We start from the raw sequence: 22,957 nt of genomic DNA, 5'->3' as shown, positions 1-22,957 counted from the left end.
ATGACAGAGAGGTCAGCCAGCAGTCAAAATGACTGCATCCGCTTTGGAACGAACAACTTCTTTTACAAGGGCTGGAATGGTTTCATTATTAATTTTAGCCAATCTCATTGAATATCCCATCATAGTTAGATGTTTTTCAGCTACTCCACCAAGGTCTCCATCATCAACCATTTCACGCAGGCGGTCGATAGGGAAAACGCAGTTTATATCTTCATTGGGGGCATCGGTATTATAATGCTCCTTTGGGGCTGCATGGGTGACCATTAAATCCTTTGCGGCAACATCACCCGGTATAACGCGAAAGGTTGCATCTCCTTCTGCAGGATCCGTATTAAAAGGTTCTTGATCCTTCATATGGACGCCAGAAGTTGAAACGATCATAATGGTCATTTCGTGCAGTGGTTTACTACTAGGTGTATATGGGATTGCTTTTCTTGATAGTTCCATACACATCCTCCTTTTTTCTGCAAGCTACTTATCTACTTAAAGCTTTCGCAATACATCGAATAACTCTTCATTATCAGGTTGCTTACCTATTGGATGAACATCAATCCACTGAACAATTCCTTCCTTATCAATGATAAAGAGGGCACGCTCTGAAGCTCCATAAGCATCCTCGTTTTTATTTTTTCGAAGGACCCCATATTTTTCCGCAACCTCTCCATGCGGATAAAAGTCGGAAAGAAGCGGATAAGAAATACCTCCGATTGATTTTTGCCATGCATTATGACTATGGACACTATCAACTGAAATACCCAGAACCTGAGTATCAAATTCTTCAAAACGAGGTAAATCATCCTCGTATGAAGGCATTTGCGCGCCTCAGACAGGGGTCCAATCTAACGGATAAAAACAAAGAAATACATTTTTTTTGCCGTGATAGTCACTTAAAGTAACGGTACGATCACCATGAGCTTCCAAAGTGAAATCCGGTGCTTGATCACCAACTTTTAAGGTGCTTGTTTCAGTAGCTCCTTGTGGCATGTAAACCTCTCCTTTCTTTTTTTTATTCATAAACACTTTTTTATTATTTCCTTGTCCAATTTGCTTTAATCTAAAATAAGTAAAAATATAAAAAAAGTATATTTAGCAAAAGAATTATTAGAATTTTATACTATTTTTACGATTTTGTTTTATTAGAATATTACTATTATATTGACTATCTGTCATTTGTTTGTTTATAATACAAACAAATACACGGAATCGGAATTTGTTGTAAAAGGGGAGCTTATGTTGAAATCAGTCATACCAAGTACACTAAGGGAGATAAATAGATTTTTAGTGACAAATATTATAAAGAATAAAGGTCCTATCTCGCGAGCACATGTAGCTAAAGAAGCGGACTTAACAAGGGCTACTACCTCACAAATCGTTCAAGAATTGATTGATGATGGGATAATTCTTGAAACAGATGTGAAGGAGGGAACAGTAGGGCGGAAAGGGATTTTGTTAAAATACAATCCAAATTATGGATATGTTGTTGGGATTGACCTTGGCGGTACGAAAATTTCGCTAGGATTATTTGATTATAACAGTGATCTTATAGCTAAAAAAACAATTCAAACGTTTGAAGAAAAAGATCGGGATATATTTGTTTATCGATTAATCGTTGAGATCCGTGCATTAGTGTACGAAAATAATAAGTCGCTTTCCGAACTAAAGGCTATTGGTATTGCGAGCCCAGGTATTATTGATTTTGCAAACGGAATTGTGATTGAAGGTTCTCCGAATCTCCCAAACTGGAAGCATTTTAATTTAAAACAAGCCATTGAAAATGTATTCCAAGTCCCAGTTGTAGTAGACAATGATGTCCGTGCTGCACTGATCGGTGAATTTTGGAAAGGCAAATGCAAGAACGTTCAAAGTGCTGTTTTAGTTTCGTTGGGAACTGGAATTGGTGCGGCAATGCTTATAGATGGCAAGATTATCCGCGGTGCTGGGAATGCTGCTGGGGAGATTGGCTACATGTTATTTAACGAAGATCATCTTTACAAAGACTGGGGTGATAAAGGGTGCTTTGAAACGTTAGCCTCTGGTTCAGGTATAATCCAGCAGGCAAAGACTGTACACCAATCAACGAGAGCACTATTCGATGCAGCAAGGGCTGGAGATAATGACGCTCTAAAAGTTGTGAATGAATTTATTAGTTATTTAACTATTGCTATCAATAACATCATTGTTTTAGCAAATCCGGAAAAGATTGTCTTAACTGGTGGATTAACTAGGTCTGCGGATTTATTCTTAGACAAGGTAAACGATCTACTTCGAAAACATACGTTTTCAAAAAATCATGTCAACATTGAAGTTACTGACCTTTTTGATACTGCAGCAATCTATGGAATAGCTGTTTTATCGTTAAGCTACACCCAACCAGATATTCAGTTCCTTGAAGGTGTTTCTATTCTATAGTTTGAGATGGAGGGATGAACATGACCACTAAATTACAGATTAAAAATCTATCCAAAGTATTTCATGCCCATTCAAGAGACATAGTTGCCTTGGAATCGATTGATTTAGATGTTAAAGAGGGAGAATTTGTTTCAATTGTCGGAACATCTGGGTGTGGAAAATCTACACTGCTAAATATTGTTGCAGGACTTACGGATTATACTGAAGGTTCTGTTGTTCTTAATGGTCAAACAATTAGTGGCCCCGGTCCAGACCGTGCTGTTGTATTTCAATCAGATGCGACATTCCCATGGCTAAGTGTTCGTGACAATATTGAATATGGATTGAAAATTAAAAAAATCGCGAAGGAAAAGCGAACAGAAATTTCAAATGACTTATTAGAGCTTCTAGAACTAACGAATTTCGCCAATGTTTACCCAAAGGAATTATCCGGTGGGATGAGAAAACGAATTGATATTGGCAGGGCTTATGCTGTTGCCCCTGAAATATTATTAATGGACGAACCGTTTGGTGCTTTAGATGTTGTGACCCGTGAAAATATGCAGGAAGAGCTTTTACATATTTGGTCGACTAAGAAGACGACCATTATCTTTGTTACTCACGATATCGAAGAAGCGATGCTATTATCAGATCGGATTGTTTTATTAAGCCCAAGACCAGGACGTATTAAAGATATCATTGATGTTCCTTTTGCCAGACCGAGAGATAGTAAATTAAGAGAATCAAAGGAATTTTATGATTTTCGGATTAAATTAAGAGAAATTTGGGATAGAGAATAAATGTCTGGGGAGGTCAAGCGATGAAGTATAAATTGTTAAGTTCTTTATCTATATTTTTACTTATAATGACATGGGTCTATTTGACAATGATAGCGAAAGTAAATCCGTTGTTTTTACCAGGTCCTGTTCAACTATTTGAAGTTTTGACAACGTCATATATGGATCTTGCAGAACATATGGGCTATACGTTATTAAGACAAGTAATCGGTTTTATGCTTGGATCTGCCTTAGGAATTATCGTCGGCTTATTCATCGCATCGAACAAATACATTGAAGCTTTCTTGGATCCATTGATTGAAATTTTGCGACCTATCCCACCATTGGCGATTATTCCAATGTTAATTCTATGGTTAGGAATTGGAGCTTTACCACAAATTTTGTTAGTAGTGTTTGGCTGTTTCGTTATTCTAGTCGTTTCAACCGTCGAGTCGATTCGAAATGTGCCGAAAATCTATATAAATGCGGCGAGAACGTTAGGTGCAAAGTCTAGTGAAATATATCGAACGATTATATTACCTGCTATTGTACCAGCACTTGTTGGGTCTGTAAGAGTAGCAGCTGCTGCTTCATTTGGACTCGTTGTTGCTGCTGAGTTTATTGGTGCACAAGAAGGAATTGGATATTACATGATCATTGCGCAACGATACTTGCGTACTGACATGATTTTTATATCAATTATTTTAATTAGTTTGCTTGCTTGGATTACAGATCAATTAATAAGAGTTATTGAAAGAAAATTAACGGTTTGGTCTGAGCGGCACCAATAATTTTATGAAATCATGATTAAGGGGGAAGAAAAGATGTTCAAGTATTTAAGGTTAGTATTACTCATTAGTGCTTTAAGTTTTGTAATGGTTGCATGTAACAATAGTAATGACAATGCAACAGAAGGTACTACAGATGGCAGTACAGCAAGCAACTCTCAAGCTTCCTTACAAGAAGTAAAATTTGGCTTAATGCCGTACTATGATTATGCGCCTTGGGCTTTAGCAGAAGAGTTAGGTTATTTTAACGAAGAAGGAATAAAATTTAAACCAACATTATTCCCGGTTGAAGGAAACGTAGCACCTGCCTTAGCGAATGGTTCGATCGATATTGGTGCATTTTCAGATACACCTTCCATCACATTAGCAGCACAGTTTGAGGATTTACAGATGATCGCTTTTCATAACGTGTTCAAAGGGTTTGCTATTATGACACGTCCAGATGGATTTAAAACATATGAACAATTTTTAGCTGAGCTTGGCGATCCAAAGCAAGCCGCGATTGAAACTGGCAAGCAGTTACAAGGGAAACAAATTGTGACAACATCAGGAGCAACGTTTTATATGGTGTTAGAACAAGCTTTAAAGAATGCTGGTTTAACTATGGATGATATGGAAGTTATCGATATGGAACCAGATACAGGAGTTTCTGCATTTATTTCCGGGACTGGTGACTTTTATTTAGGTGGACTTCCGCAGCGTGAAAGATTGCAACAAGAAGGCTTTCCTGCTTTAATCAGTGGCGAAGATATCGGACCAGGAGCTGTAAATCTTGCTGGAATTGCAGCTAAAAAAGCGTTTGTTGATGAGAACCCTGAGTTAATTAACAAGATTGAAAGAGTTTGGTTTAAAACAATGGAATATATGAAGTCAAATCCTGATGAAGCACATGAAGCAATTGCAGCATGGTCCAATGAGCAAACTGGTGGTAGCACTACTGGAGAGGAAGTTGGAACTTTCCTTGAAAGTTATGTTATCTTCCCTAAATCTTTAGAAGAAACTGAAGCCATTTTCTATGATCCAGCTTCTCCTTCGAACTGGAAAGATCGTTATGAAATGTTAATCGAATATCATGAAGGAACTGGCGAAATTAAAGCTGGTGTTGTAGACGTGGATAAATTGATTAAAGCTGACGAAATATTTGCAGGTTTAAAATAGGTAAAGAGGGAAATTTGATATGGCTGGTATCCAGATCCACTCACACGACATACTCGATGAAGGCAGTCACCAGATTTTACAATATATTAATAAATTAAAAGATGTGGACTATATTTTCCCACAAGTAAACAGTATTTTTGAACGCAATCCTAATCCTATTGGAATTTTACCTCGTAATCGTAAAAATCCTGTTGTCAGTGGGAATGGGAAGTTGTTTTTACCCATACATGTAAAAGACATTTGTTCTGATTTATATCAGGATATTGATTTGTCGATAATGAATGGGAGAGATCCACTACTAGAGTTAAAGCAGTGTGTGAACAAACAACAATATAAGGTAGTCCCTTGGTTTAGCATTCTAAATGGTGACTTTAAGGGGAGTATTGAAGATCATTGTATAACGACATATGATGGTGAAAAAGTGCTAGATTGGTTATGCCCAAATAGTCCGGTTATAAGTGAAATGTGGAGTAATGTCTTGATTGAAACAAAGAAAATGTATGGGTATTCCGTGCACATGCTCGACCGCATTCGCTATCCGGATTGGTCGGGAGAGACTATAAAACCTAAGCTATTATTCACTTGTTTCTGTCCACATTGTCAAAAGAAAATGATTGAAAAAGGAATGGATATTGAGCTTCTGACCGATACTTTTGAAAAAGTAAAACAATATCTTACAAATAAAAATTTTCACGAAGCTGTTCTGCTATTAAAAGAATCTAATCATTTCCAAGATTGGTACTTGTTTAGACAAGAAAGTGTAACTTCATTAATTCAAAGCATTATTGATCGTATTAATCAAAAAGGAGAAAAGCTAAATTTGTGGTTAGACCTTTGGCCGCCATCCTATTCTTGGTTCCTTGGACAGGACTATAGCCAATTAACTAGCTTAGTTCCACTACTTAAACATTTTCCATACCATAAGTTGGGCGGTGGCGCAGATGTCCAAGGGCTTATACGATATTTCACAAGTGATCCTGATGAGGAAGAAAAAGCGTTTCAAGCGTTTTTACGCCTTTTTGGTTTTTCCTATAAACTTAGCTTTACAGATTTTAAGAATAAAGGCTTTCCAATAAAATTTGTTCATGATGAAAATAAGCAAGTTCGAAAGCTTTCACAGCCTAATACAAAAATTTATAGTGGGATTCAAATGTGGAATATAGAAAATGAGGATTTGATTAACGCGATTAAAGAAGCGAAAAACAGCCAAGCAGATGATATCATCTATTATTGCTATGGCTGGGCCGAAGACAGCCATTTCGAAACTGTATCTAGTATAAATAGGTAAAACTGGTCCCTGTGTAATTTGATTGCACAGGGATATTTTTAAACACAACTATAGCATTTTTTGTTAAATACATAATATACACAAAACCGTTTTATCACACAATCGAGGATAATCTTGACATAAGTTGTTAGGGATTCACGTGTCAAGTACATGAATGATAGGGGGATCAAGATGAATACGAATATAACAGAAAACTACGAGCAACTTTGTAAGGCTTCTGCCGATATTCTGTATAATTATATAAAAGAAAATCCTTTTGCCGTCCTAGCCTTACCTACTGGAAATACACCAATTGGCGTATATGAAAAGCTAATTGAATTGAACCGTCAGAATCCATTAAACTGGGAAAATATAAAAATATTCAATTTGGATGAATATGTTGGTCTAGCTCATGATTCTGAGCAAAGCTTTCGTTCTTTTATGGAAAGACATTTATATAGCAAATTAAATATTCCAAAGGAAAACACGTTTATACCAAATGGGAACGCTAAAAATCTAGAAGAGGAATGTTTAGAATATGAAACAAAAATTAAGGAAGCAGGTGGAATAGATCTAGCTGTTTTAGGAGTGGGCGTTAATGGTCATATAGGTTTTAATGAACCTAAAACCCGGTTTGATCAAAAAACCTCGGTTGTAACCATCTCTGAACATACTCGTCAAGTGAATTCCAAAGATTTTCATTCGTTAGAAGAAGTCCCAAAAACCGCAATTACAATGGGTATTTCAACAATAATGGGTGCCAAAAAGATCATACTGTTAGCGAGTGGTACCTCAAAAAGTGTTGCACTCAAAAGTCTTATCGAGGGTCCAATTACGGAAGAATTCCCAGTCACAGTATTAAGAAGGCATCATGATGTAACTGTTATTGCGGATAGGGATTCATACAGTTTCTAGTGTTTTAACAAAAAACAAAAGGAATAAAAAGCGGTTCATAGAATTAGTAAATGAAGTATGATTTAATTTCACTAAACTTATTTTCATTATAATTGTTTAACGCTGCAATAACACTTATCAAAAAGGGTGGGTGCAATGGCTAAAAAGAAATGTCCAGCTTGTGGCTCTTTAAACACAGTAAAAATTATATATGGATTGCCGACTCCTGAAACTATAGAGGCAGTATACCGTGGTGAATGTGTAATAGGTGGTTGCTGTGTTTCAGACATCGACCCAAAAAGACATTGCAAATCATGTGGACAGGAGTTTGGCGGTGGTAGTTTGTATCCATTATTTGAAATGACTTCATTTGAATTTTATGTTGGGGGCTATTTTGGTCCATCCCATCATTTATACATTGATGGAAAACGGAAAAATAAACTTATAAGATATGCAAAAACACAAGGCGGAATGTACGTCGACTTGAAGCATCCCAAAAATCCAATAAACTTTCATCCGGAGGTTTTGTTAAAAGAAATACCACTTCCATCAGAAAAATGGCTTTCTTTTATAAAAGATCTTTCAACATTAGAGATCCCTTGTTGGAATGATGAATATAACAATGTTGCCATACTTGATGGAACACAATGGGAGCTTATTATACGGCTTCCAAACCGGATTACATTTCGGAAAAATGGAAGCAATTCGTATCCACCCTATTGGAATAAGTTCACGAAGATTTTGAAGAAGTATGTAGGTGAAGATATTGGATAAGAGGTTCATCGGTTGATTCGCACTATTTTTCAAATTAATTAAAAAAATGCCCTTTTTAAAGTGCGAACATCCCTTTGACCGTCAATTTACTTTTCAACTATTCTTGAATACATGCAAACATTCTGTATAATCTTCCTCGACTAGTCTGATGATAATCATATCGACAAATTAGTGGTATTGTAAAAAGTCTAGGCATATTAAGGCTCTTACAGTTATCTCCACTTTGATTGGTAGGGGACTATATATGAAATCTCGTAACAAAAGTCAAACATTTAGACTAACAATATTAGGTGTTCTGACAGCGATTGTTGTAATTCAAACGTTTATCCCTTTTCTCGGTTATATACCAATTGGACCTCTTAGTCTGACCATTATCCCGATTACCGTTATTTTAACAGCAATTGTATTTGGTCCTAAAAATGGAGCGATTGTAGGTGGGGTTTGGGGAATGATTACTTTTATTAGAGCTTTTGTTGCCCCTACAAGTCCGTTAGCCCCCATTATTTTTACGAATCCATTGATTTCTGTTTTACCAAGAATTTTGATAGGGATTACTGCTGGATCTACTTATTATTTCCTAGAAAAGTCAATAATAAGTAATGCTAGAGCAATGCGTATTGCCGCGCTCATCGGTTCCTTGACGAATACGTTTTTAGTTCTCGGATTGACTTATATTTTTTATAAAGTTCCTTATGCAAATGCCTACAATATTGATGTAACTGAAGTATTGCCAACAATTCTATATATTTTGGTGACAAATGGCATCGCAGAAGCAATTCTTTCCTTCATAATTGCTCCTATAGTAGCAAAGCCTCTATTGAAATTTATGAAAACTTCAAGTTAGTTTTCTTCTGTATCCATTTTAGGATAAGCAAGGAAAGGGTGGTAGGGCTTTATTTCTGTCGGATTTAACGGAAGCTAGAGAAATACCTCACGCATACTGTTAGAGTAGCGGAAACAAGAGAATTGTCCCCATGTATATTGCTAGAGTAGCGAAAACAAAGGGAATTGTCCGTAATTTGATTACGAAGCTGTTTTTATTGAACTTGAAAAGAACACTTACTTGTTTAGTAACAAATTTTCATTAAACGTTTGTACGCAATCCTTACAAATACAAGCCTTATTTCGCTTCTCTTCTGGCACTAGCTCAAATATTTCCCCTGGAAACGTTTCAGATACACACCAGCAGACTTTTTGCCCTTGCAATTTCCCACAATTATTCTCTTTGTTGCAAATCGGACACTTTTTTACATCAACGCTCATCTTAGAACCTCCGATCATGGCTGTAAACGCCAAGGATATGGATAATTTTAACATTAAAAAAAGAACGTGTCTTAAAAAAATTTTGTTTTTCTTTATAAAATTTTCACCTATGCAGCAAGAGGGATTTTGTATATATTTGTCGAATATGTCGAATAAACCTCGAATAATACTTAAAAACAATGCGTTTGTTCAACACTATGTATGATATAACTCCTTTTTAAAAATTTTGTAGAAAGAGGTGCGTAACATTGGATCATAATGAAATGAAGGGCGAGATACTTCGAATCATTTCAGAATCTCGTATAGGAATATTATGTACAATCAAAGGGGATCAACCTTTTTCTCGTTATATGATCTTTCGTAGTGAAGGATTTACCCTATACACAATTTCAAGTAAGCAGACCGAAAAAGTAAAACATATTGCTGAAAATCCGAATGTTCATATTTTGCTTGGTTTTGAAGGCGGTGGTTTTGGGAAGCCATATATAGATGTGATTGCAGCTGCTTCGATACATGATGAAAAGGAATTAAGGAATCGGTTTTGGCACGATAATTTTTTGAAATATTTAACTGGACCAGAAGATCCAAATTATATAGTAATTTGTTGTAAACCTAAATCGATTCGCTTAATAAATCATCCCGACTTAAATGGCCCGTCTACTGTGTCCTTTTAGCTTATTTAAATAGCCATAGTAATGATATCTATATATAGTGACACTGTGTCACATCGTTCTTGACGTATGACACAGTGTCATATACTATAGAAGTAGGTCAATGTGACACGTTGTCATATTGCAAGGAATATGGGGGGATTGATTTGATTAACTTAATGGCTAATATGCCTTATTTTGTGAAAAAGGAGCTGGAACATTTAAATGAAAAAATTGCTCCCTTAATGAAAAAATCAGCGATATACGTACTATGGTCATTACCTTTAGTGAAAAACTAAAAAGAAAAGCATCATTGCTTTTTTATTTGCTTGAATGTGACAAGGTGTCACTTTGATACGGATGGATATTTATACCTACCACTATCTTGGAGGGACTACATTGCCAAAATTAACATTCCACAATTTAACAAAAGAAAAACAACAAGTATTAACCGAAGCGCTTCGAAAAGAATTTTCGCGGGTGCCATTATCCGATGCATCGATAGCTAATATAGTTAAGAATGCAAAAATTCCGCGCGGAAGCTTTTATCAATATTTCGAGGATAAAGAGGATGCTTACTTTTATATACTGAATGAGCAAGTTATTCAAAGTAAAGAAATATTTATATATTGTTTGAACAAAAATGACGGAGATTTATTTGATGCTATGACCGAGATGTTCTCTCTAATTATTAAAGAATTATCGAAGGGAGATAATATAAATTTTTTAAGGAATGCGTTTTTAAATATGACCTATGAAGTTGAATCTTCATTTCGAACTATTTTTAATGCGAACGGTGGTATTGAACAATTTCAACAAATTAGTCCATTGATCAATAAAAACCACCTAAATATATCAAGAGATATTGAATTACCTCATCTTATGAAAATTATCGCAACTATTACAATTCGCAATTTAATCGAAAAGGTTGCACAAAATTTAACTGATCAGGAAGCTATAAACAGCTACGTACTTGAGATTGATATGCTGAAAAAAGGCTTGAAAAAATAAAATAAAAAAATATGAGATTTTGGGAGATGGGTTGCAATGACAGCTATTATTTATGGGTCGCCATGTGAGTCAATGCGAAAAGCTGTAAAATGGTTTGAAAAAAATAATATTTCTTATATTGAGCGTAATATTTTGGCAAATCCTCTTAATGTACAAGAGCTTCAAAAGATTCTTGAATTAACAAGTGAAGGCACAGATGAAATTATAGCTACGCGATCAAAAATTTATAAAGAACTGAACCTCGATTTTGATACGTTAACATTGCTGGAATTGTTAAACTTGATAGAAAAACATCCAACGTTATTACGTAATCCGATTGTCGTTGACAATAAGAGGATGATGGTTGGCTATAACGAGGATGATATTCGAAAATTTATTCCTCGAAAGGTTCGTAAACGTCAATGGTTACAACTTCAAATGGAGTCCCTCAATTGTTAGAGAGTTAATTCTAGTCGCTGGTAAGCCAGTAGAATTGTTAAATAATAACAATACTACTGGCTAAACCTATATTTCCTGGCTTTGCTCAATTAAGTATTTCAGTAGAGACAAGAGATGAGTACCATATTGAGGAAATTCTTACTGCTTTTAAAGAAAAAGGGTATCCTACTGAAACGATTGAAATGATTAAATAACCTTCAGCTTTGTAACGGAATAATTACTCGAAAATACTTAAACAAAGATAAAGTGTGCCGAGGAACAAACTTCAAGATTTTGCACATGAAAAATTTCAAATATTATGCTCCTTTTTTACAGTGGTACGACGAGGCAATCTAATGCCATTCACAACAATAACACCGGAGATTGCCACTAAGCCACCAACTAGAGATAGGGTACTAGGCCATTCTTGTAGCCAAAGCCAAGATGTGATAATTGCAATGACTGGTTCAATATATAAAATACTTGAGATTGAACTCGCATTTCCTAGCGAAAGGGCAATAGCCCAAGTGACATATGCTATTGCTGCTGGGAAAATTCCCACATAAATAGTGGCTAAGTGGGCTTCCATTGTTGCGTTTTGAAGTGAATCCATTAGCCCTGGTGAAAAAATAAAAAAGGGTAATGTTCCCGCCCATGTAAAATAAGCAGTTAACTCGATTGGACGATACTTCTTAAATAACGGTTTCTGATATACAAAAAAAATCGATGTTGCAATCGCAGCTATTAATATTAAAAAAACATCTTTAGAAATAGCAAAAGATGACTCTGCGGTTCCTATAGTAATTAAGAAAATGCCTATAAATCCAATAACAAGCCCAAGCCAACCGCGCATTTCTAATCGTTCTTTTAATACAAACATTGCAATTATCGCAGTGAATATTGGTGATGAACCAATAAGCATACCAGCAGTACCAGCAGAAACCGTTTGCTCACCGAACGTTACTCCAATATGATATACACTAATTCCAATCCAGCCTAAAAAAAGAATCCTTGCTAAATCCTCTTTTTTCGGCAATTGAAATTTCACTCCTGGCCATAATGCATATAAAATAAAAACAGTAGAAGCTACTGAATATCGAATAAGTACTAAATGCCCTGGTGAATATCCACCCTGTAATCCTGCACGAATACCTGCAAATCCTGATCCCCATATAACGACTGTAACTAGTGCCATAATAATTGCTTTTGACATAATTATATTCTCTCCTTAAATACCTATAAAAATAAAGCTACTAAATTATTAAATAAATTACAATAGGCAAGCACGGGGAAGGTTCTTTTGCTTTCAAAACAAAACTATGGTCCCTACTCTAATAAATAATATTTTAATAAAATCCCCCCACATATGGTAAAATGTACTATTAGAAACAACACAAAAATGGGGGCTTTTTTATTATGATTATTCCGACATCACAATTAATGCAATCATTTGAGACTAGTATTTTTTCAGAATTAGCTGCTTTTAAACAAGCAAAGATACAACAAGGCATACAAATGATTGATCTCAGCATAGGGAGTCCGGATTTGCCACCACCAAAGTTTATCGTTGATGCATTAGTTGAAAGTGTAAAGGATCCGAAGCAATATGGCTATACGTTAAAGGGAACAACTTCTTTTAATGCAGCTGTTCTTTCTTTTTATGAAAAACATTACGGTGTTACATTTGATCCGAAATCCGAAATTGTCCAACTAATGGGTTCTCAAGATGGTCTTTTACATTTACCGATGGCGCTTGTTGACCAGGATGATATTATTCTTGTGCCTGACCCAGGCTATACGGCCTACGGGGATGCAGTAAGAATTGCGAAGGCAAAAGCTTATACAATGCCGTTATTAAAGGAGAACAACTTTTTACCAAATTTAGAGAATATTCCAGCACAAATAGCAGAAAAAGCTAAAATGATGATTTTAAACTTTCCGGGGAATCCGGTTCCTGCGCTGGCAAACCGTACTTTTTTTGAAAAGGTTGTTGCTTTTGCAAAAAAACACAATATTGTAGTAGTGCACGATTTTGCTTATTCAGAGCTTGTGTTTGATGGGGAAAAGCCGATTAGTTTTTTAGAAATTGAAGGGGCAAAGGATATCGGTGTTGAATTTAATTCGCTTTCAAAAAGCTATAATATGGCGGGTTGTCGGATTGCCTATATGATTGGAAATGCAGATATAGTTGCTACATTGGCAAAATTGAAGTCGAATGTAGATTATGGAGTGTTTCTTCCTATTCAAAATGCGGCGATCGTAGCATTGTTGGAAGGTGATTCGTTTTTACAGGAAAACTGCAAGAGATATGAAGCAAGAAGAGACGTACTCGTCGACGGATTAAGAGAAATAGGCTGGGATGTAGCGCGGCCCCCGGCAACAATGTTTGTTTGGGCGGAAATTCCAGCGGGTTATTCTTCTAAACAATTTGCCTATGATTTAATCGAGAAAGCGGGAGTAGTCGTTACGCCTGGTAGTGCGTTTGGAGAAGCAGGCGAAGGATTTGTTCGAATTGCACTAGTGCAATCTGAGGATGTACTAAAAGAAGCTGTCAGACGAATTAAACAAAGTGGAATATTTAATGGATCTATGATCAATAATTCCAACTAAAAAAATTGCGATTCGCTCATTGTTAGCAATTTAGAAAAGGAAGGGCAAGTTATATGGATGAATTAATGAGGTTGCAGCTATTAACAGAAGCTGTTTTAGAATTTAAAACACAAATTAAAAATGATTTTGAAGTGGATAAAATGGGTGAAATGGTACTAGAAATTGTCGAGCAAGCAAATGACCCACAGCTGTTAGAGTTTGTTGAACATGCTTATGATCAAAGACATAATCGCAATGTAGCAATTGATATTTTGAACGAAGCATTGAGCTATATGCATACAAAAATCGATCAACTTCAAATCTAGGTGGATGGATAAATTTACAACAAAATTGATGATTTTTAAATATGCGAGATTGTCTAGCAAAAACATTACAATTTCATTAAAAATTGTGTAAATTGTGGCTAATCCCCATTAAACGTGAGAAAATAATTATATATAAAAATAGCGCTAGGGGAACTACAATTATGAAGCTTTGGATGAGTAAACTATTTGTCGTATGCGTAACGATTTTAACCTTTGGGATGGTTGTCCCTCAGTTGCCGATAGAACTAAATAAAGATGTTAAAGACAATAGTGGTTTGACTGATCAAAGTGATCGCATATTAGTCGAAGATGGCTTGAGCGAGGATGAACAAGATACTACTGTCGAAGATTCATGGGGGGTTCGCGCTTCTTTAATCGATGATTATGACCAACTTATTTCATCTTTTACTGCGTATTCTATTGTTCAAGCTGAGCAGCTATCGATGATGAAATTTGGCAAAACCATTGCACCCGCAATTGGTGATGAATTCAAGGAAGTTATTTTACCGAAAATCGAAGATGCCATTGCTTCCTTAACTCAACAGTTAGATGAGCAAAATGTACGGGACCTTGAAATATCTGAAAAACCTGCTGGGGGACTAGGTGAGAAAATCTTTCATGTCTACGAACGAAAGACAGGTAAAGATTTGATTCGCTTTCATGTTAGACGGGATCATCCACCGCAGCAAGGATACTGGTTTAATTTTCATTACCATACGTATGCTGATAACTTTCATAATCACCATGATATGGGTTCAATTTATTGGGATAAAAACACCCCCCCATATTGGATGAATACTTAATTACTTTTTCTATACGAATGCGAACTAGTTTTTTAGCTAGTTCGCTTTTTTAGTGGACCGGAATGGAAATATTTTCAAATATAAATTCGAATGAAACACATGCAAGTAATAGGTGCAAGAAAGTACTAAAGAAAATAACAGTTGATTTTATAAATGGAAAACAGTGGCAATAATAAATAAGGGGAACAAATATTAATTAGAAGGTGAATGAATGCGAAAAATTTTCACAATTATTTTGCTTGTCATTTTAACGAGTTGCTCTGAACTTGACCCTGAGACAATTGATACAACGAAAGAAGAAGCGGTACCTGTTAATCAAAATCGGCAGTTTTTAAATGTTGAGGTTATAGCTTCTAATCTTACTGTACCTTGGGATATTGTCAAAGTGGATAATCAATTTTTCATTAGTGAACGAAGCGGTCGAATCATCCATATAAATGAAAATCGGGAAAAAAAAGAGATGCCTTTACAACTTTCAAAATCAATTGTAGAAGAGGATGAGGGAGGTTTATTAGGATTTCTTTTACACCCAGATTATGAAAAAAATTCTTTAGCTTATATTTATCACACATACCGTGAAAAAGGACGACAAGGGAATCGAATTGTACTAATAAAGAGGAACGAAAATGAATGGGTTGAGGAAAGGGAACTAATTACATTGCCAGCGGGAAATATACATAATGGTGGAAGACTAGCTATCGGACCTGATAACAAATTATATGCTACTGTTGGCGATGCTGGAAAGAATCATACCGCACAAATACTTAAAAGTCTAGCGGGAAAAATTTTACGGTTGAATTTAGACGGATCAATTCCGACAGATAATCCGTTTGCAGATTCGTACATCTATTCTTATGGACATCGAAATCCGCAAGGAATAGTGTGGGATGAGCAAGGGAAAATGTACTCTGCTGAACATGGGGCAATTGGACATGATGAAATTAATCTGATCGTTCCAAAAGGAAATTATGGTTGGCCTATTATACAAGGTGATGAGAAAAAGGAAGGAATGATTGGACCTCTCTTTCATTCAGGTAACGAAACGTGGGCACCATCAGGCTTGGAATATCATAACGGAAAGCTGTATGTTGCTGCTTTAAGGGGCCAGCAAATTCGTGCTTTCGACTTACGGTCATTAACTTCCACCCCTGTTTACCAGAATGTTGGCAGAATAAGAGATTTATTAGTCGATGGCGATTCGCTTTATTTGATAACAAATAATACTGATGGTAGAGGAATTCCCGATAAGGACGATGATCGTCTATTAAAATTAAATTTTGAGTAAGTAAAGTAATCTCCAGTTTAGAGCAACAGACCGCCTTTATATGCAAAACGAATAGATCATTAGTATACGCTCAGAAAATAAATCGAATTATCCAACTAAACTATTGAATAAGTAACCGTCGCATGAAAATGTGACGGTTTTTTCACATTTTAACTCTACCAAATATTAGGTGGTACTAAGTTGTGCAAAAATCAGAAAACTTTGGATAAGATCAACCCTGAGATAACTTGTGGTATTTTTTGTAATTACGTATATATGGAGTTATCCCTAACAATTACCACTCTTTGTAGCATCTACCTGAACTTTTTCTCAATTTCACTGGTAAGATAGGGTCATAGATTCATAGAACCTCTCGAAATAATAAGTGAACATCCAAAAAGCTTACAAAGGAGAGAACATCATGAAAAAGTTTATTATGACAGCAAGTCTTGTAGGCTCCCTATTATTTGCTTCACAAGCAGATGCTGCAACCTACACTGTTAAAAGTGGGGATGTGCTATGGAAAGTCGCTTATGAAAATAATACGACCACCGCAAAAATTATGGAGTGGAATGGGTTATCGTCAACTATGATTTATCCTGGTCAAGTTTTAAAAGTATCTGAAACTGCGCCTACAACATCTAAGTATACGGTGCAACCTGGAGACACGCTTTATATTATCTCGCAAAAATTTAATACAACAACTACCGCATTGATTGCTGCAAATCCACAGCTTGCGAATCCAAATGTGCTTTACATTGGGCAAATTATCAATGTGTCATCGTCTCAAACAGCACCAACCCAACAAGTAACAGGGCAACATATATTAAATACAGGGAAAAAGTACATAGGAGCAGGCTATTTGTACGGGGCTTCCACATCCAGAACAGATGTATTTGATTGCTCTTCATTTATAAAGCGTGTATATGAGGAAAATGGTATCACTGTACCACGAATAGCGGCAGATCAGGCGAACGCGGGCATAATTGTTCCGTTTTCACAAGCAAGACCTGGCGATATCGTATCGTATGATAATAATTATGATGGACGTATCGATCATACCGCGCTTTATGTAGATGTGAACACGATTTTACACGCATCCACTTCATTAGGGGTAGCTTATAGTAATACAACGCATTACTGGAAAGCACGCATGGTAAAGGTTACAAGAATATTAAAATAGTAAATTTAGATCGATATTAAAAAACTATACAAAACAATAGAGTTTTTATGGAAATCAGTTTCGAGGGTCTAAGGGCTGCCTGTCTTGCTAATGTGCAAGGCTTGGTAGCCTTTTCTAAAAGCATTGATATTTGTATAATGGAAGTAAGGAAAACGATATATGAATATAGAAGAGGGATTAAGTAATGGTGAACACAGGACTTGTATTAGAAGGTGGGGGAATGCGAGGCTTATATACAGCGGGTGTCTTAGAATATTTCATGAAAGAGGATTTATATTTTCCTTATGTAATTGGAGTATCTGCTGGCGCATGTATGGCTGCTTCGTATCTTTCTCGTCAACCTGGTAGAAACAAAGCTGTTAATATTGATTTTGCTGAAGATAAACGCTATCTTTCTTTACGAAATTATTTAAAGAAACGAGAATTGTTTGGAATGGATTTTCTATTCGATGAAATTCCGAATAAGCTTGTACCGTTTGATATAGATACATATAAAAATAGCCCGGAACAATTGATAATTGGAGCAACAGATTGCGATTTAGGAGAGCCAGTCTACTATCGAAAGGACGAACATGGAGATCATTTATTAACACTTCTTCGTGCTTCAAGCTCATTACCATTTGTTGCACCGACTGTAGCATATGATAATCGTTTCCTACTTGATGGGGGCATCATTGATCCAATTCCAGTCAAAAAAGCACAACAGGATGGAAATCAAAGAACTGTAATTATAATGACGAAGCCAGCGGGATACTTTAAACGACCAAGTAGACTAGGGTCTTTCTTTACATATAAAAGGCATCCAAAAATCAATGAGTTATTAGCGATTCGTCATAAGCGCTACAATGACACATTATCCTACATAAAAGCTGAGGAGCAGAAAGGGAATGTATTTGTGATACAGCCCAGTGTTGCCATGCCTGTCGGACGTGTCGAAAAAAACAAAGTAAAATTACAAGCACTTTATGAACTAGGTTGGCAAGACGCAAAAAACCAGTATAAAAGGCTTGAAATGTTTCTTTATGAATAAAAATCTTGTAGAGATATATAAATTGTTCTAGAGTAAGAAAAAAAGGATAGGAAAGCGGATCATTTTCTGCTAACCTATCCATATTTCTTCCTAAATATTTTAGGTAGAAACCATTACATTTTTTAAATAATTTGCTCCAACTTTACTTTAAATAATCTGTCCCAAAGCTTATGCCAACAGATTCGGCAGCTTTTACTAATTCTCCTTCTGGGTCAACTTGTTTAAGTTTTTTAATAGCGGATTCAAGTGGAACAGCTTTGATTTCAGTACCCTTTAAAGCTACCATTTGAGCATATTGACCATTTGCTAGTAATTCAACAGCTTTTACACCATAACGAGTACCTAAAATGCGGTCATATGCAGTTGGGGAACCACCACGTTGTAAATGCCCTAATACAATAACCCGCGTTTCTTTACCCGTTCCGCGTTCAATTGCATTGGCAACCTGATTACCTACTCCGCCTAAACGAACAGGATCAGGGCTACCTTCAACAACACGTTGAACAACCATCTCGCCACCTTTTGCTGCGGCGCCCTCCGCAACAACGACAATGCTAAATTTTCTACCTTTGTTCGCCCGTTCTTCTATCTTGTCACAGACATTATCTATTGAAAACGGCTTTTCCGGTATTAGAATAACATCTGCACCACCAGCTAAGCCAGCTTGTAATGCAATCCAGCCTGCGTAACGTCCCATTACTTCTAACACCATAACGCGGTGATGGGACTCTGCCGTTGTATGGAGCTTATCAATTGCTTCGCTTGCTGTTGTTAATGCTGTATCAAAGCCAAATGTTAAATCTGTAGCCGATAAGTCGTTATCAATTGTTTTTGGTATACCGACAATTGGAATTCCTTTATTTACAAAGTCATTAGCAATTGCAAGACTACCGTCGCCACCAATTATCGCAAGTGCATCAATACCAGCTTTTTTCATATTTTCAATCACTTGATCTGATACATCTTGATAAACGGTTTCGCCGTTAATTTTAACAGGATAATGAAAAGGGTTATCGCGATTTGTTGTCCCTAATATCGTACCACCGCGCGGTAATATACCTGATACTTCTTTTTCAGTTAAATCACGGAGGTCATTATGAATCAATCCACTGAAACCATTTATAATACCGACTACTTCCATATTGTATTGCCGAATAGCTGTTTTCGTAACAGCTCGAATAACCGCGTTTAATCCTGGACAATCACCGCCGCCAGTGAGCACCCCGATCTTTTTAATTTTTGTATTCATTCGTATCGACTCCCTTATATAAAATCATTATATTGTCATGTGAATTTCGACAAATCTCCACATTTTTCCTGCCTTTTTAAAAAACAATATGTAATTTTTTACAAATGGAAAAGTAGATTGTACTTTAACACATCAAAAAAAACGTGGCTATATATGAAGGATCATATAACCCCGTTTTCGTTATTCTTTTTCTTGTTCTATGATTTTGTCTACGAGTTTTTCAGCTGCCCGCTTATAAAGATTACTGAGGCTAGCTAGTGATGAAATAAGTAAGACGCGTTCCAAGTCATTCCGATCCTGTTTGTTAACTTCAATTTTTGTTAATTCATTATTTGCCGCCAAAATATGTTCTTCTATATCTGTTTTAAAATTCTCAACATTTCTAAAAACTAGTTTTTCATAAGCACTATAAAATGAGTAAAAATCAAAGTCTTCTGCCGTAATCCGTTTATTTAACCCTTGTAATGTAAATTTAATGTCGTTGATGGAAAGACTGCCCTTTAATTGGTAAATTAAGCTTAATAAAATAAGGTGTTCTTTCGTATATTTTTTATTTTTAATTGGAAAAAGTAAATTTGCCTTAGCATAATTATTAATCATTGTTTTTGTTAGAACTTTTTCATCATCATTACGTTTTGCGTTATTAAACTTTTTCTCAAATAATTGGATGACTTGATCCATATATAAATCAAGATCAGGGATATCATCCAAGCTAATTTCTTTTTCAATATTTAAAATTTCAAGGAATTCATTTAACTTTTCCATGTAAAATCCCCTCATTTTCAATTAATCTACAATAATCTACAAGATATACTATCACGAATATTTAAAAATGACAAGTATTGACTACGTGTTGTTATATGGTTTATACTTCATGTAGTTATTAAAACTATATAATATAAAGGTGGGTATTTATGAATCGTTATATAAGAGAACCGATCAATGGCTTAACACATCTTGGGGGAGCCATTTTTTCTTTTATAGGCTTACTGGCAATGGTTATAAAAGCTACACAAAACGAAGCAACTACACTACAAATAGCAGCTGTAATTTGTTTTGGAATCAGTATGATTCTTCTGTATTCAGCTTCAGCTACTTATCATATGGTCATCGCCAAAGAAAAAGTGATTGCGTTTTTACGACGAATCGATCATTCGATGATTTTTGTATTAATTGCAGGAACATATACTCCTTTTTGTTTAATTAGCTTACATGGTGTAACCGGTTGGGTCGTATTTTCAATAGTAGCTTGTATAGCATTCTTCGGCATCTTGTTTAAAATTATTTGGTTTAACTGTCCAAGATGGCTTTCAACTGCGCTATATATTGGGATGGGCTGGATCATAATATTTGCTATCATTCCACTATCGGCCACGTTAGGATTCAATGGTATTTTGCTATTAGTTCTTGGTGGTATTTTATACACGATAGGTGGAGTTATTTATGCTACAAAGCCGAAATTCATGGAAATGAAGCATATTGGTTTCCATGAAATTTTTCATATATTTATATTGTTAGGAAGCTTAGCACATTTTTTTAGTGTCTACCTGTTTGTAATTTAGATCAGCACATTTTCCTAATGTATTAATGACATTATTTTGTAATTAAAGTTCGATATTTTTTGAAATTTTTCATTGTTAAGTATGTTATATCGATTAACACTTCACTTTGAACATAGGTATGATATACTATTTTTCAGGGAATACCAAAATTCAACACATATGTAAACATTTGAGCACTCTTACGATAATGGCAAACCTATTGAAAGATAGGGACGCAAAGCTACGGGCCTAAAGTTAAACAATGGTCGCCGGGTTACCGAAAAAGATGGTTTCTTAAGGATACCACCTTTTTAGGTGGTTTTTTAATGGGGAAATTTAAGAAAAACAAATGCTCAAGTAACGATTTTGCTAAGTTAGTAAAATTAAAGGGGGAGAAAAATGAATACTAAAGAATTAATTGTTATTATTAATAGATGTGTAGAGGAACTAGATTTTGTTACTGCAAGGAAGTATATAGAAGAAAATATGAGTATTTTAGAAGAGCACAGATCAAAATTAAAAAGCAATGCTAGAGACATTTTGGAATTCTTGATTGATCAAAAAAAGTCAGGTCATAAGCCTTTAACAAGGCAAGAATTAGCAACTATAACTGCCATTAATACTTATGCTAGTAAATTTGACATGATAGGAATAAAACAAATTTTAAAAGATAGAGCACCTTTATTTTTACGTGATGATGCAATCATGCATTTAAACAAAGATGCCATGGCAATAATGGAAGGCATGGGTGCAATAAAAAAAGAGTAAGGGCTACATTGAGTAGCCCTTTATTAGTTGAAAATGGGTGCTATTAATTAATAAAATTTAAATGATATTTGTAATATATGTCAAATATAGAAGATCTAAATCGACAAGAGAAATAAAAGCTCGAAACACTTTGTAAAAATAGCGCGACATCTGTCTGAAGTTTAAAAATTCAAAAAAAATAAAAATAGCCATTTTCCGTGATATTCTATAGGTAGTCTTATTTAAAGGGGGAATTTATTTGACATTAGAAGCATTAATTGAAAAGTACATGGAAGAAAAGAAACACAAGCCTTCGAGTGCAAATGATCTATTAGACTTTTTAAAAAGGGGTTATATTCAAGGGAAGCTTTCGTTTGTAGATTACAGAAAACTAATTCAAGAGCTTGAGCAACGAGGAGCAACAATCGCTTAATTTTTTACATAGAATGAAAGCGGTTGCACTTAGTTTGGATGTTTAGATGTTGAAACATCCTATATATTCAATATGTTTTAAGGGGTATAATTCCACAGTGATTATTTTGAAACTTAGTCATTGTGGAATTTTTTATTCTTTCGATGCTGAACAATCGTTAAAACTCCAATAAATCCTGCAGCAAAGGAAGGGAAAATACTAGATATTAAGTATAGCCATTCTCCCGTATATAATGAAATAACTAAATGTAGTGTGGTAACTTCATTTTACTAGAATGGACGATTTTTTTGTGTACTTTATTAAAAATATGCTGAATACTGATGATTTTGAAGAGCGAAGGCGGCGACTCCTGCAGGACTAGCAAGCGAACCGAAACCCTGGACTGAGCGTAGCGAGGGAAGTGGCT

The 22,957-nt window shown here is 35.5% G+C and carries 27 protein-coding genes and 1 riboswitch; of the genes, 21 read left to right on the top strand and 6 right to left on the bottom strand.

Annotated features, from left to right (window positions below; translation table 11 throughout):
* Positions 1-12: 12 nt before the first annotated feature.
* Positions 13-447 carry a glycine/sarcosine/betaine reductase selenoprotein B family protein gene (locus D612_RS0110215; protein ID WP_017755370.1) on the bottom strand — a complete coding sequence of 145 codons (435 nt, stop codon included), beginning with the start codon at positions 445-447 and terminating at the stop codon, positions 13-15.
* A gap of 36 nt (positions 448-483) precedes the next feature.
* Positions 484-984, bottom strand: coding sequence for a peroxiredoxin (locus tag D612_RS0110210; RefSeq protein ID WP_233274990.1), 501 nt, complete (start codon positions 982-984; stop codon positions 484-486).
* Positions 985-1,233: 249 nt separating this feature from the next.
* Here D612_RS0110210 and D612_RS0110200 point away from each other — a divergent pair, with 249 nt between their 5' ends.
* The 8 genes from D612_RS0110200 to D612_RS0110165 all read left to right on the top strand — a co-directional run bounded on the left by D612_RS0110200 (position 1,234) and on the right by D612_RS0110165 (position 8,889).
* Positions 1,234-2,409: an ROK family protein gene (locus D612_RS0110200; RefSeq protein ID WP_017755367.1), complete on the top strand. Its 1,176-nt coding sequence runs from the start codon at positions 1,234-1,236 to the stop codon at positions 2,407-2,409.
* A 20-nt stretch (positions 2,410-2,429) separates the two neighbouring features.
* Positions 2,430-3,188, top strand: a complete 759-nt coding sequence (locus tag D612_RS0110195) for an ABC transporter ATP-binding protein (protein ID WP_017755366.1) — start codon at positions 2,430-2,432, stop codon at positions 3,186-3,188.
* Between the two features lie 20 nt (positions 3,189-3,208).
* Entirely contained in the window at positions 3,209-3,955 is a 747-nt protein-coding gene (locus D612_RS0110190) for an ABC transporter permease (protein WP_017755365.1), read from the top strand.
* A 33-nt stretch (positions 3,956-3,988) separates the two neighbouring features.
* Positions 3,989-5,110 (top strand): ABC transporter substrate-binding protein, encoded by a 1,122-nt coding sequence (locus tag D612_RS0110185; protein ID WP_017755364.1) that lies wholly within the window; start codon positions 3,989-3,991, stop codon positions 5,108-5,110.
* A 19-nt stretch (positions 5,111-5,129) separates the two neighbouring features.
* On the top strand, positions 5,130-6,398 hold the full coding sequence (locus D612_RS0110180; protein ID WP_017755363.1) for a hypothetical protein: 1,269 nt from the start codon (positions 5,130-5,132) through the stop codon (positions 6,396-6,398).
* Between the two features lie 171 nt (positions 6,399-6,569).
* Positions 6,570-7,292 carry a glucosamine-6-phosphate deaminase gene (nagB, locus tag D612_RS0110175; RefSeq protein ID WP_017755362.1) on the top strand — a complete coding sequence of 241 codons (723 nt, stop codon included), beginning with the start codon at positions 6,570-6,572 and terminating at the stop codon, positions 7,290-7,292.
* 135 nt (positions 7,293-7,427) lie between these two features.
* Positions 7,428-8,045: a hypothetical protein gene (locus tag D612_RS0110170; protein WP_017755361.1), complete on the top strand. Its 618-nt coding sequence runs from the start codon at positions 7,428-7,430 to the stop codon at positions 8,043-8,045.
* A gap of 244 nt (positions 8,046-8,289) precedes the next feature.
* Positions 8,290-8,889: an ECF transporter S component gene (locus D612_RS0110165; protein ID WP_017755360.1), complete on the top strand. Its 600-nt coding sequence runs from the start codon at positions 8,290-8,292 to the stop codon at positions 8,887-8,889.
* 215 nt (positions 8,890-9,104) lie between these two features.
* Here D612_RS0110165 and D612_RS0110160 read toward each other — a convergent pair whose 3' ends face one another.
* Positions 9,105-9,308 carry a cysteine-rich CWC family protein gene (locus tag D612_RS0110160; protein ID WP_017755359.1) on the bottom strand — a complete coding sequence of 68 codons (204 nt, stop codon included), beginning with the start codon at positions 9,306-9,308 and terminating at the stop codon, positions 9,105-9,107.
* A 248-nt stretch (positions 9,309-9,556) separates the two neighbouring features.
* On the opposite strand from D612_RS0110160, the gene D612_RS0110155 reads away from it, so the two are divergent.
* The 4 genes from D612_RS0110155 to spx all read left to right on the top strand — a co-directional run bounded on the left by D612_RS0110155 (position 9,557) and on the right by spx (position 11,407).
* Entirely contained in the window at positions 9,557-9,982 is a 426-nt protein-coding gene (locus D612_RS0110155) for a pyridoxamine 5'-phosphate oxidase family protein (protein ID WP_017755358.1), read from the top strand.
* A gap of 143 nt (positions 9,983-10,125) precedes the next feature.
* Entirely contained in the window at positions 10,126-10,257 is a 132-nt protein-coding gene (locus tag D612_RS19640; protein WP_017755357.1) for a DUF5392 family protein, read from the top strand.
* Between the two features lie 100 nt (positions 10,258-10,357).
* Positions 10,358-10,969 carry a TetR/AcrR family transcriptional regulator gene (locus D612_RS0110145; RefSeq protein WP_017755356.1) on the top strand — a complete coding sequence of 204 codons (612 nt, stop codon included), beginning with the start codon at positions 10,358-10,360 and terminating at the stop codon, positions 10,967-10,969.
* Between the two features lie 36 nt (positions 10,970-11,005).
* On the top strand, positions 11,006-11,407 hold the full coding sequence (gene spx / locus D612_RS0110140; protein WP_017755355.1) for a transcriptional regulator Spx: 402 nt from the start codon (positions 11,006-11,008) through the stop codon (positions 11,405-11,407).
* A gap of 289 nt (positions 11,408-11,696) precedes the next feature.
* On the opposite strand, the gene D612_RS0110135 is transcribed toward spx, so the two are convergent.
* Entirely contained in the window at positions 11,697-12,599 is a 903-nt protein-coding gene (locus D612_RS0110135; protein WP_017755354.1) for a DMT family transporter, read from the bottom strand.
* A 203-nt stretch (positions 12,600-12,802) separates the two neighbouring features.
* Between D612_RS0110135 and D612_RS0110130 the strand changes: the two genes are divergently transcribed.
* The 6 genes from D612_RS0110130 to D612_RS0110105 all read left to right on the top strand — a co-directional run bounded on the left by D612_RS0110130 (position 12,803) and on the right by D612_RS0110105 (position 18,581).
* Positions 12,803-13,996 carry an LL-diaminopimelate aminotransferase gene (locus D612_RS0110130; protein WP_017755353.1) on the top strand — a complete coding sequence of 398 codons (1,194 nt, stop codon included), beginning with the start codon at positions 12,803-12,805 and terminating at the stop codon, positions 13,994-13,996.
* Positions 13,997-14,049: 53 nt separating this feature from the next.
* A complete protein-coding gene (locus D612_RS0110125; protein WP_017755352.1) occupies positions 14,050-14,301 on the top strand; it encodes a hypothetical protein in 252 nt (83 codons plus the stop codon).
* Positions 14,302-14,462: 161 nt separating this feature from the next.
* The gene (locus tag D612_RS0110120) at positions 14,463-15,104 is read left to right on the top strand and encodes a YpjP family protein (RefSeq protein ID WP_017755351.1); all 642 of its coding nucleotides are present in this window, start codon (positions 14,463-14,465) and stop codon (positions 15,102-15,104) included.
* A 211-nt stretch (positions 15,105-15,315) separates the two neighbouring features.
* The gene (locus D612_RS0110115) at positions 15,316-16,389 is read left to right on the top strand and encodes a PQQ-dependent sugar dehydrogenase (RefSeq protein ID WP_017755350.1); all 1,074 of its coding nucleotides are present in this window, start codon (positions 15,316-15,318) and stop codon (positions 16,387-16,389) included.
* Positions 16,390-16,789: 400 nt separating this feature from the next.
* Complete coding sequence (locus tag D612_RS0110110) at positions 16,790-17,551, top strand: C40 family peptidase (protein WP_017755349.1); 762 nt, start codon at positions 16,790-16,792, stop codon at positions 17,549-17,551.
* Between the two features lie 184 nt (positions 17,552-17,735).
* A complete protein-coding gene (locus D612_RS0110105) occupies positions 17,736-18,581 on the top strand; it encodes a patatin-like phospholipase family protein (protein WP_017755348.1) in 846 nt (281 codons plus the stop codon).
* A gap of 142 nt (positions 18,582-18,723) precedes the next feature.
* On the opposite strand, the gene D612_RS0110100 is transcribed toward D612_RS0110105, so the two are convergent.
* On the bottom strand, positions 18,724-19,830 hold the full coding sequence (locus D612_RS0110100) for a 6-phosphofructokinase (RefSeq protein ID WP_017755347.1): 1,107 nt from the start codon (positions 19,828-19,830) through the stop codon (positions 18,724-18,726).
* A 180-nt stretch (positions 19,831-20,010) separates the two neighbouring features.
* Entirely contained in the window at positions 20,011-20,595 is a 585-nt protein-coding gene (locus tag D612_RS0110095) for a DUF1836 domain-containing protein (RefSeq protein WP_017755346.1), read from the bottom strand.
* A 149-nt stretch (positions 20,596-20,744) separates the two neighbouring features.
* Between D612_RS0110095 and trhA the strand changes: the two genes are divergently transcribed.
* The 3 genes from trhA (at position 20,745) to yppF (ending at position 22,551) form a co-directional block, all read left to right on the top strand.
* Complete coding sequence (gene trhA, locus D612_RS0110090) at positions 20,745-21,392, top strand: PAQR family membrane homeostasis protein TrhA (RefSeq protein ID WP_017755345.1); 648 nt, start codon at positions 20,745-20,747, stop codon at positions 21,390-21,392.
* A gap of 179 nt (positions 21,393-21,571) precedes the next feature.
* A riboswitch (cyclic di-GMP riboswitch) is annotated at positions 21,572-21,653 on the top strand.
* A 117-nt stretch (positions 21,654-21,770) separates the two neighbouring features.
* Positions 21,771-22,139 (top strand): hypothetical protein, encoded by a 369-nt coding sequence (locus D612_RS0110080; RefSeq protein ID WP_017755344.1) that lies wholly within the window; start codon positions 21,771-21,773, stop codon positions 22,137-22,139.
* Positions 22,140-22,377: 238 nt separating this feature from the next.
* On the top strand, positions 22,378-22,551 hold the full coding sequence (gene yppF, locus D612_RS19055) for a YppF family protein (protein WP_017755343.1): 174 nt from the start codon (positions 22,378-22,380) through the stop codon (positions 22,549-22,551).
* Positions 22,552-22,957: the final 406 nt, after the last annotated feature.

Origin of the sequence: Calidifontibacillus oryziterrae, from assembly GCF_000331575.1 — a bacterium.
GTDB classification, from domain to species: Bacteria; Bacillota; Bacilli; order Bacillales; family Bacillaceae_J; genus Calidifontibacillus_A; species Calidifontibacillus_A oryziterrae.
This window is presented reverse-complemented; position numbering and strand designations above follow the sequence as displayed.

Excerpts from the sequence above, each read along its gene's own strand:
- D612_RS0110080 (WP_017755344.1), top strand. The coding sequence starts at position 21,771 with ATGAATACTAAAGAATTAATTGTTATTATTAATAGATGTGTAGAGGAA.
- trhA (WP_017755345.1), top strand. The coding sequence starts at position 20,745 with ATGAATCGTTATATAAGAGAACCGATCAATGGCTTAACACATCTTGGG.
- D612_RS0110190 (WP_017755365.1), top strand. The coding sequence starts at position 3,209 with ATGAAGTATAAATTGTTAAGTTCTTTATCTATATTTTTACTTATAATG.
- D612_RS0110125 (WP_017755352.1), top strand. The coding sequence starts at position 14,050 with ATGGATGAATTAATGAGGTTGCAGCTATTAACAGAAGCTGTTTTAGAA.
- D612_RS0110135 (WP_017755354.1), bottom strand. The coding sequence starts at position 12,599 with ATGTCAAAAGCAATTATTATGGCACTAGTTACAGTCGTTATATGGGGA.
- D612_RS0110180 (WP_017755363.1), top strand. The coding sequence starts at position 5,130 with ATGGCTGGTATCCAGATCCACTCACACGACATACTCGATGAAGGCAGT.
- D612_RS0110160 (WP_017755359.1), bottom strand. The coding sequence starts at position 9,308 with ATGAGCGTTGATGTAAAAAAGTGTCCGATTTGCAACAAAGAGAATAAT.
- D612_RS0110120 (WP_017755351.1), top strand. The coding sequence starts at position 14,463 with ATGAAGCTTTGGATGAGTAAACTATTTGTCGTATGCGTAACGATTTTA.
- D612_RS0110115 (WP_017755350.1), top strand. The coding sequence starts at position 15,316 with ATGCGAAAAATTTTCACAATTATTTTGCTTGTCATTTTAACGAGTTGC.
- D612_RS0110130 (WP_017755353.1), top strand. The coding sequence starts at position 12,803 with ATGATTATTCCGACATCACAATTAATGCAATCATTTGAGACTAGTATT.
- nagB (WP_017755362.1), top strand. The coding sequence starts at position 6,570 with ATGAATACGAATATAACAGAAAACTACGAGCAACTTTGTAAGGCTTCT.
- spx (WP_017755355.1), top strand. The coding sequence starts at position 11,006 with ATGACAGCTATTATTTATGGGTCGCCATGTGAGTCAATGCGAAAAGCT.
- D612_RS0110185 (WP_017755364.1), top strand. The coding sequence starts at position 3,989 with ATGTTCAAGTATTTAAGGTTAGTATTACTCATTAGTGCTTTAAGTTTT.
- D612_RS0110165 (WP_017755360.1), top strand. The coding sequence starts at position 8,290 with ATGAAATCTCGTAACAAAAGTCAAACATTTAGACTAACAATATTAGGT.
- D612_RS0110170 (WP_017755361.1), top strand. The coding sequence starts at position 7,428 with ATGGCTAAAAAGAAATGTCCAGCTTGTGGCTCTTTAAACACAGTAAAA.
- D612_RS0110195 (WP_017755366.1), top strand. The coding sequence starts at position 2,430 with ATGACCACTAAATTACAGATTAAAAATCTATCCAAAGTATTTCATGCC.
- D612_RS0110105 (WP_017755348.1), top strand. The coding sequence starts at position 17,736 with ATGGTGAACACAGGACTTGTATTAGAAGGTGGGGGAATGCGAGGCTTA.
- D612_RS0110095 (WP_017755346.1), bottom strand. The coding sequence starts at position 20,595 with ATGGAAAAGTTAAATGAATTCCTTGAAATTTTAAATATTGAAAAAGAA.
- D612_RS0110215 (WP_017755370.1), bottom strand. The coding sequence starts at position 447 with ATGGAACTATCAAGAAAAGCAATCCCATATACACCTAGTAGTAAACCA.
- D612_RS0110100 (WP_017755347.1), bottom strand. The coding sequence starts at position 19,830 with ATGAATACAAAAATTAAAAAGATCGGGGTGCTCACTGGCGGCGGTGAT.
- D612_RS0110110 (WP_017755349.1), top strand. The coding sequence starts at position 16,790 with ATGAAAAAGTTTATTATGACAGCAAGTCTTGTAGGCTCCCTATTATTT.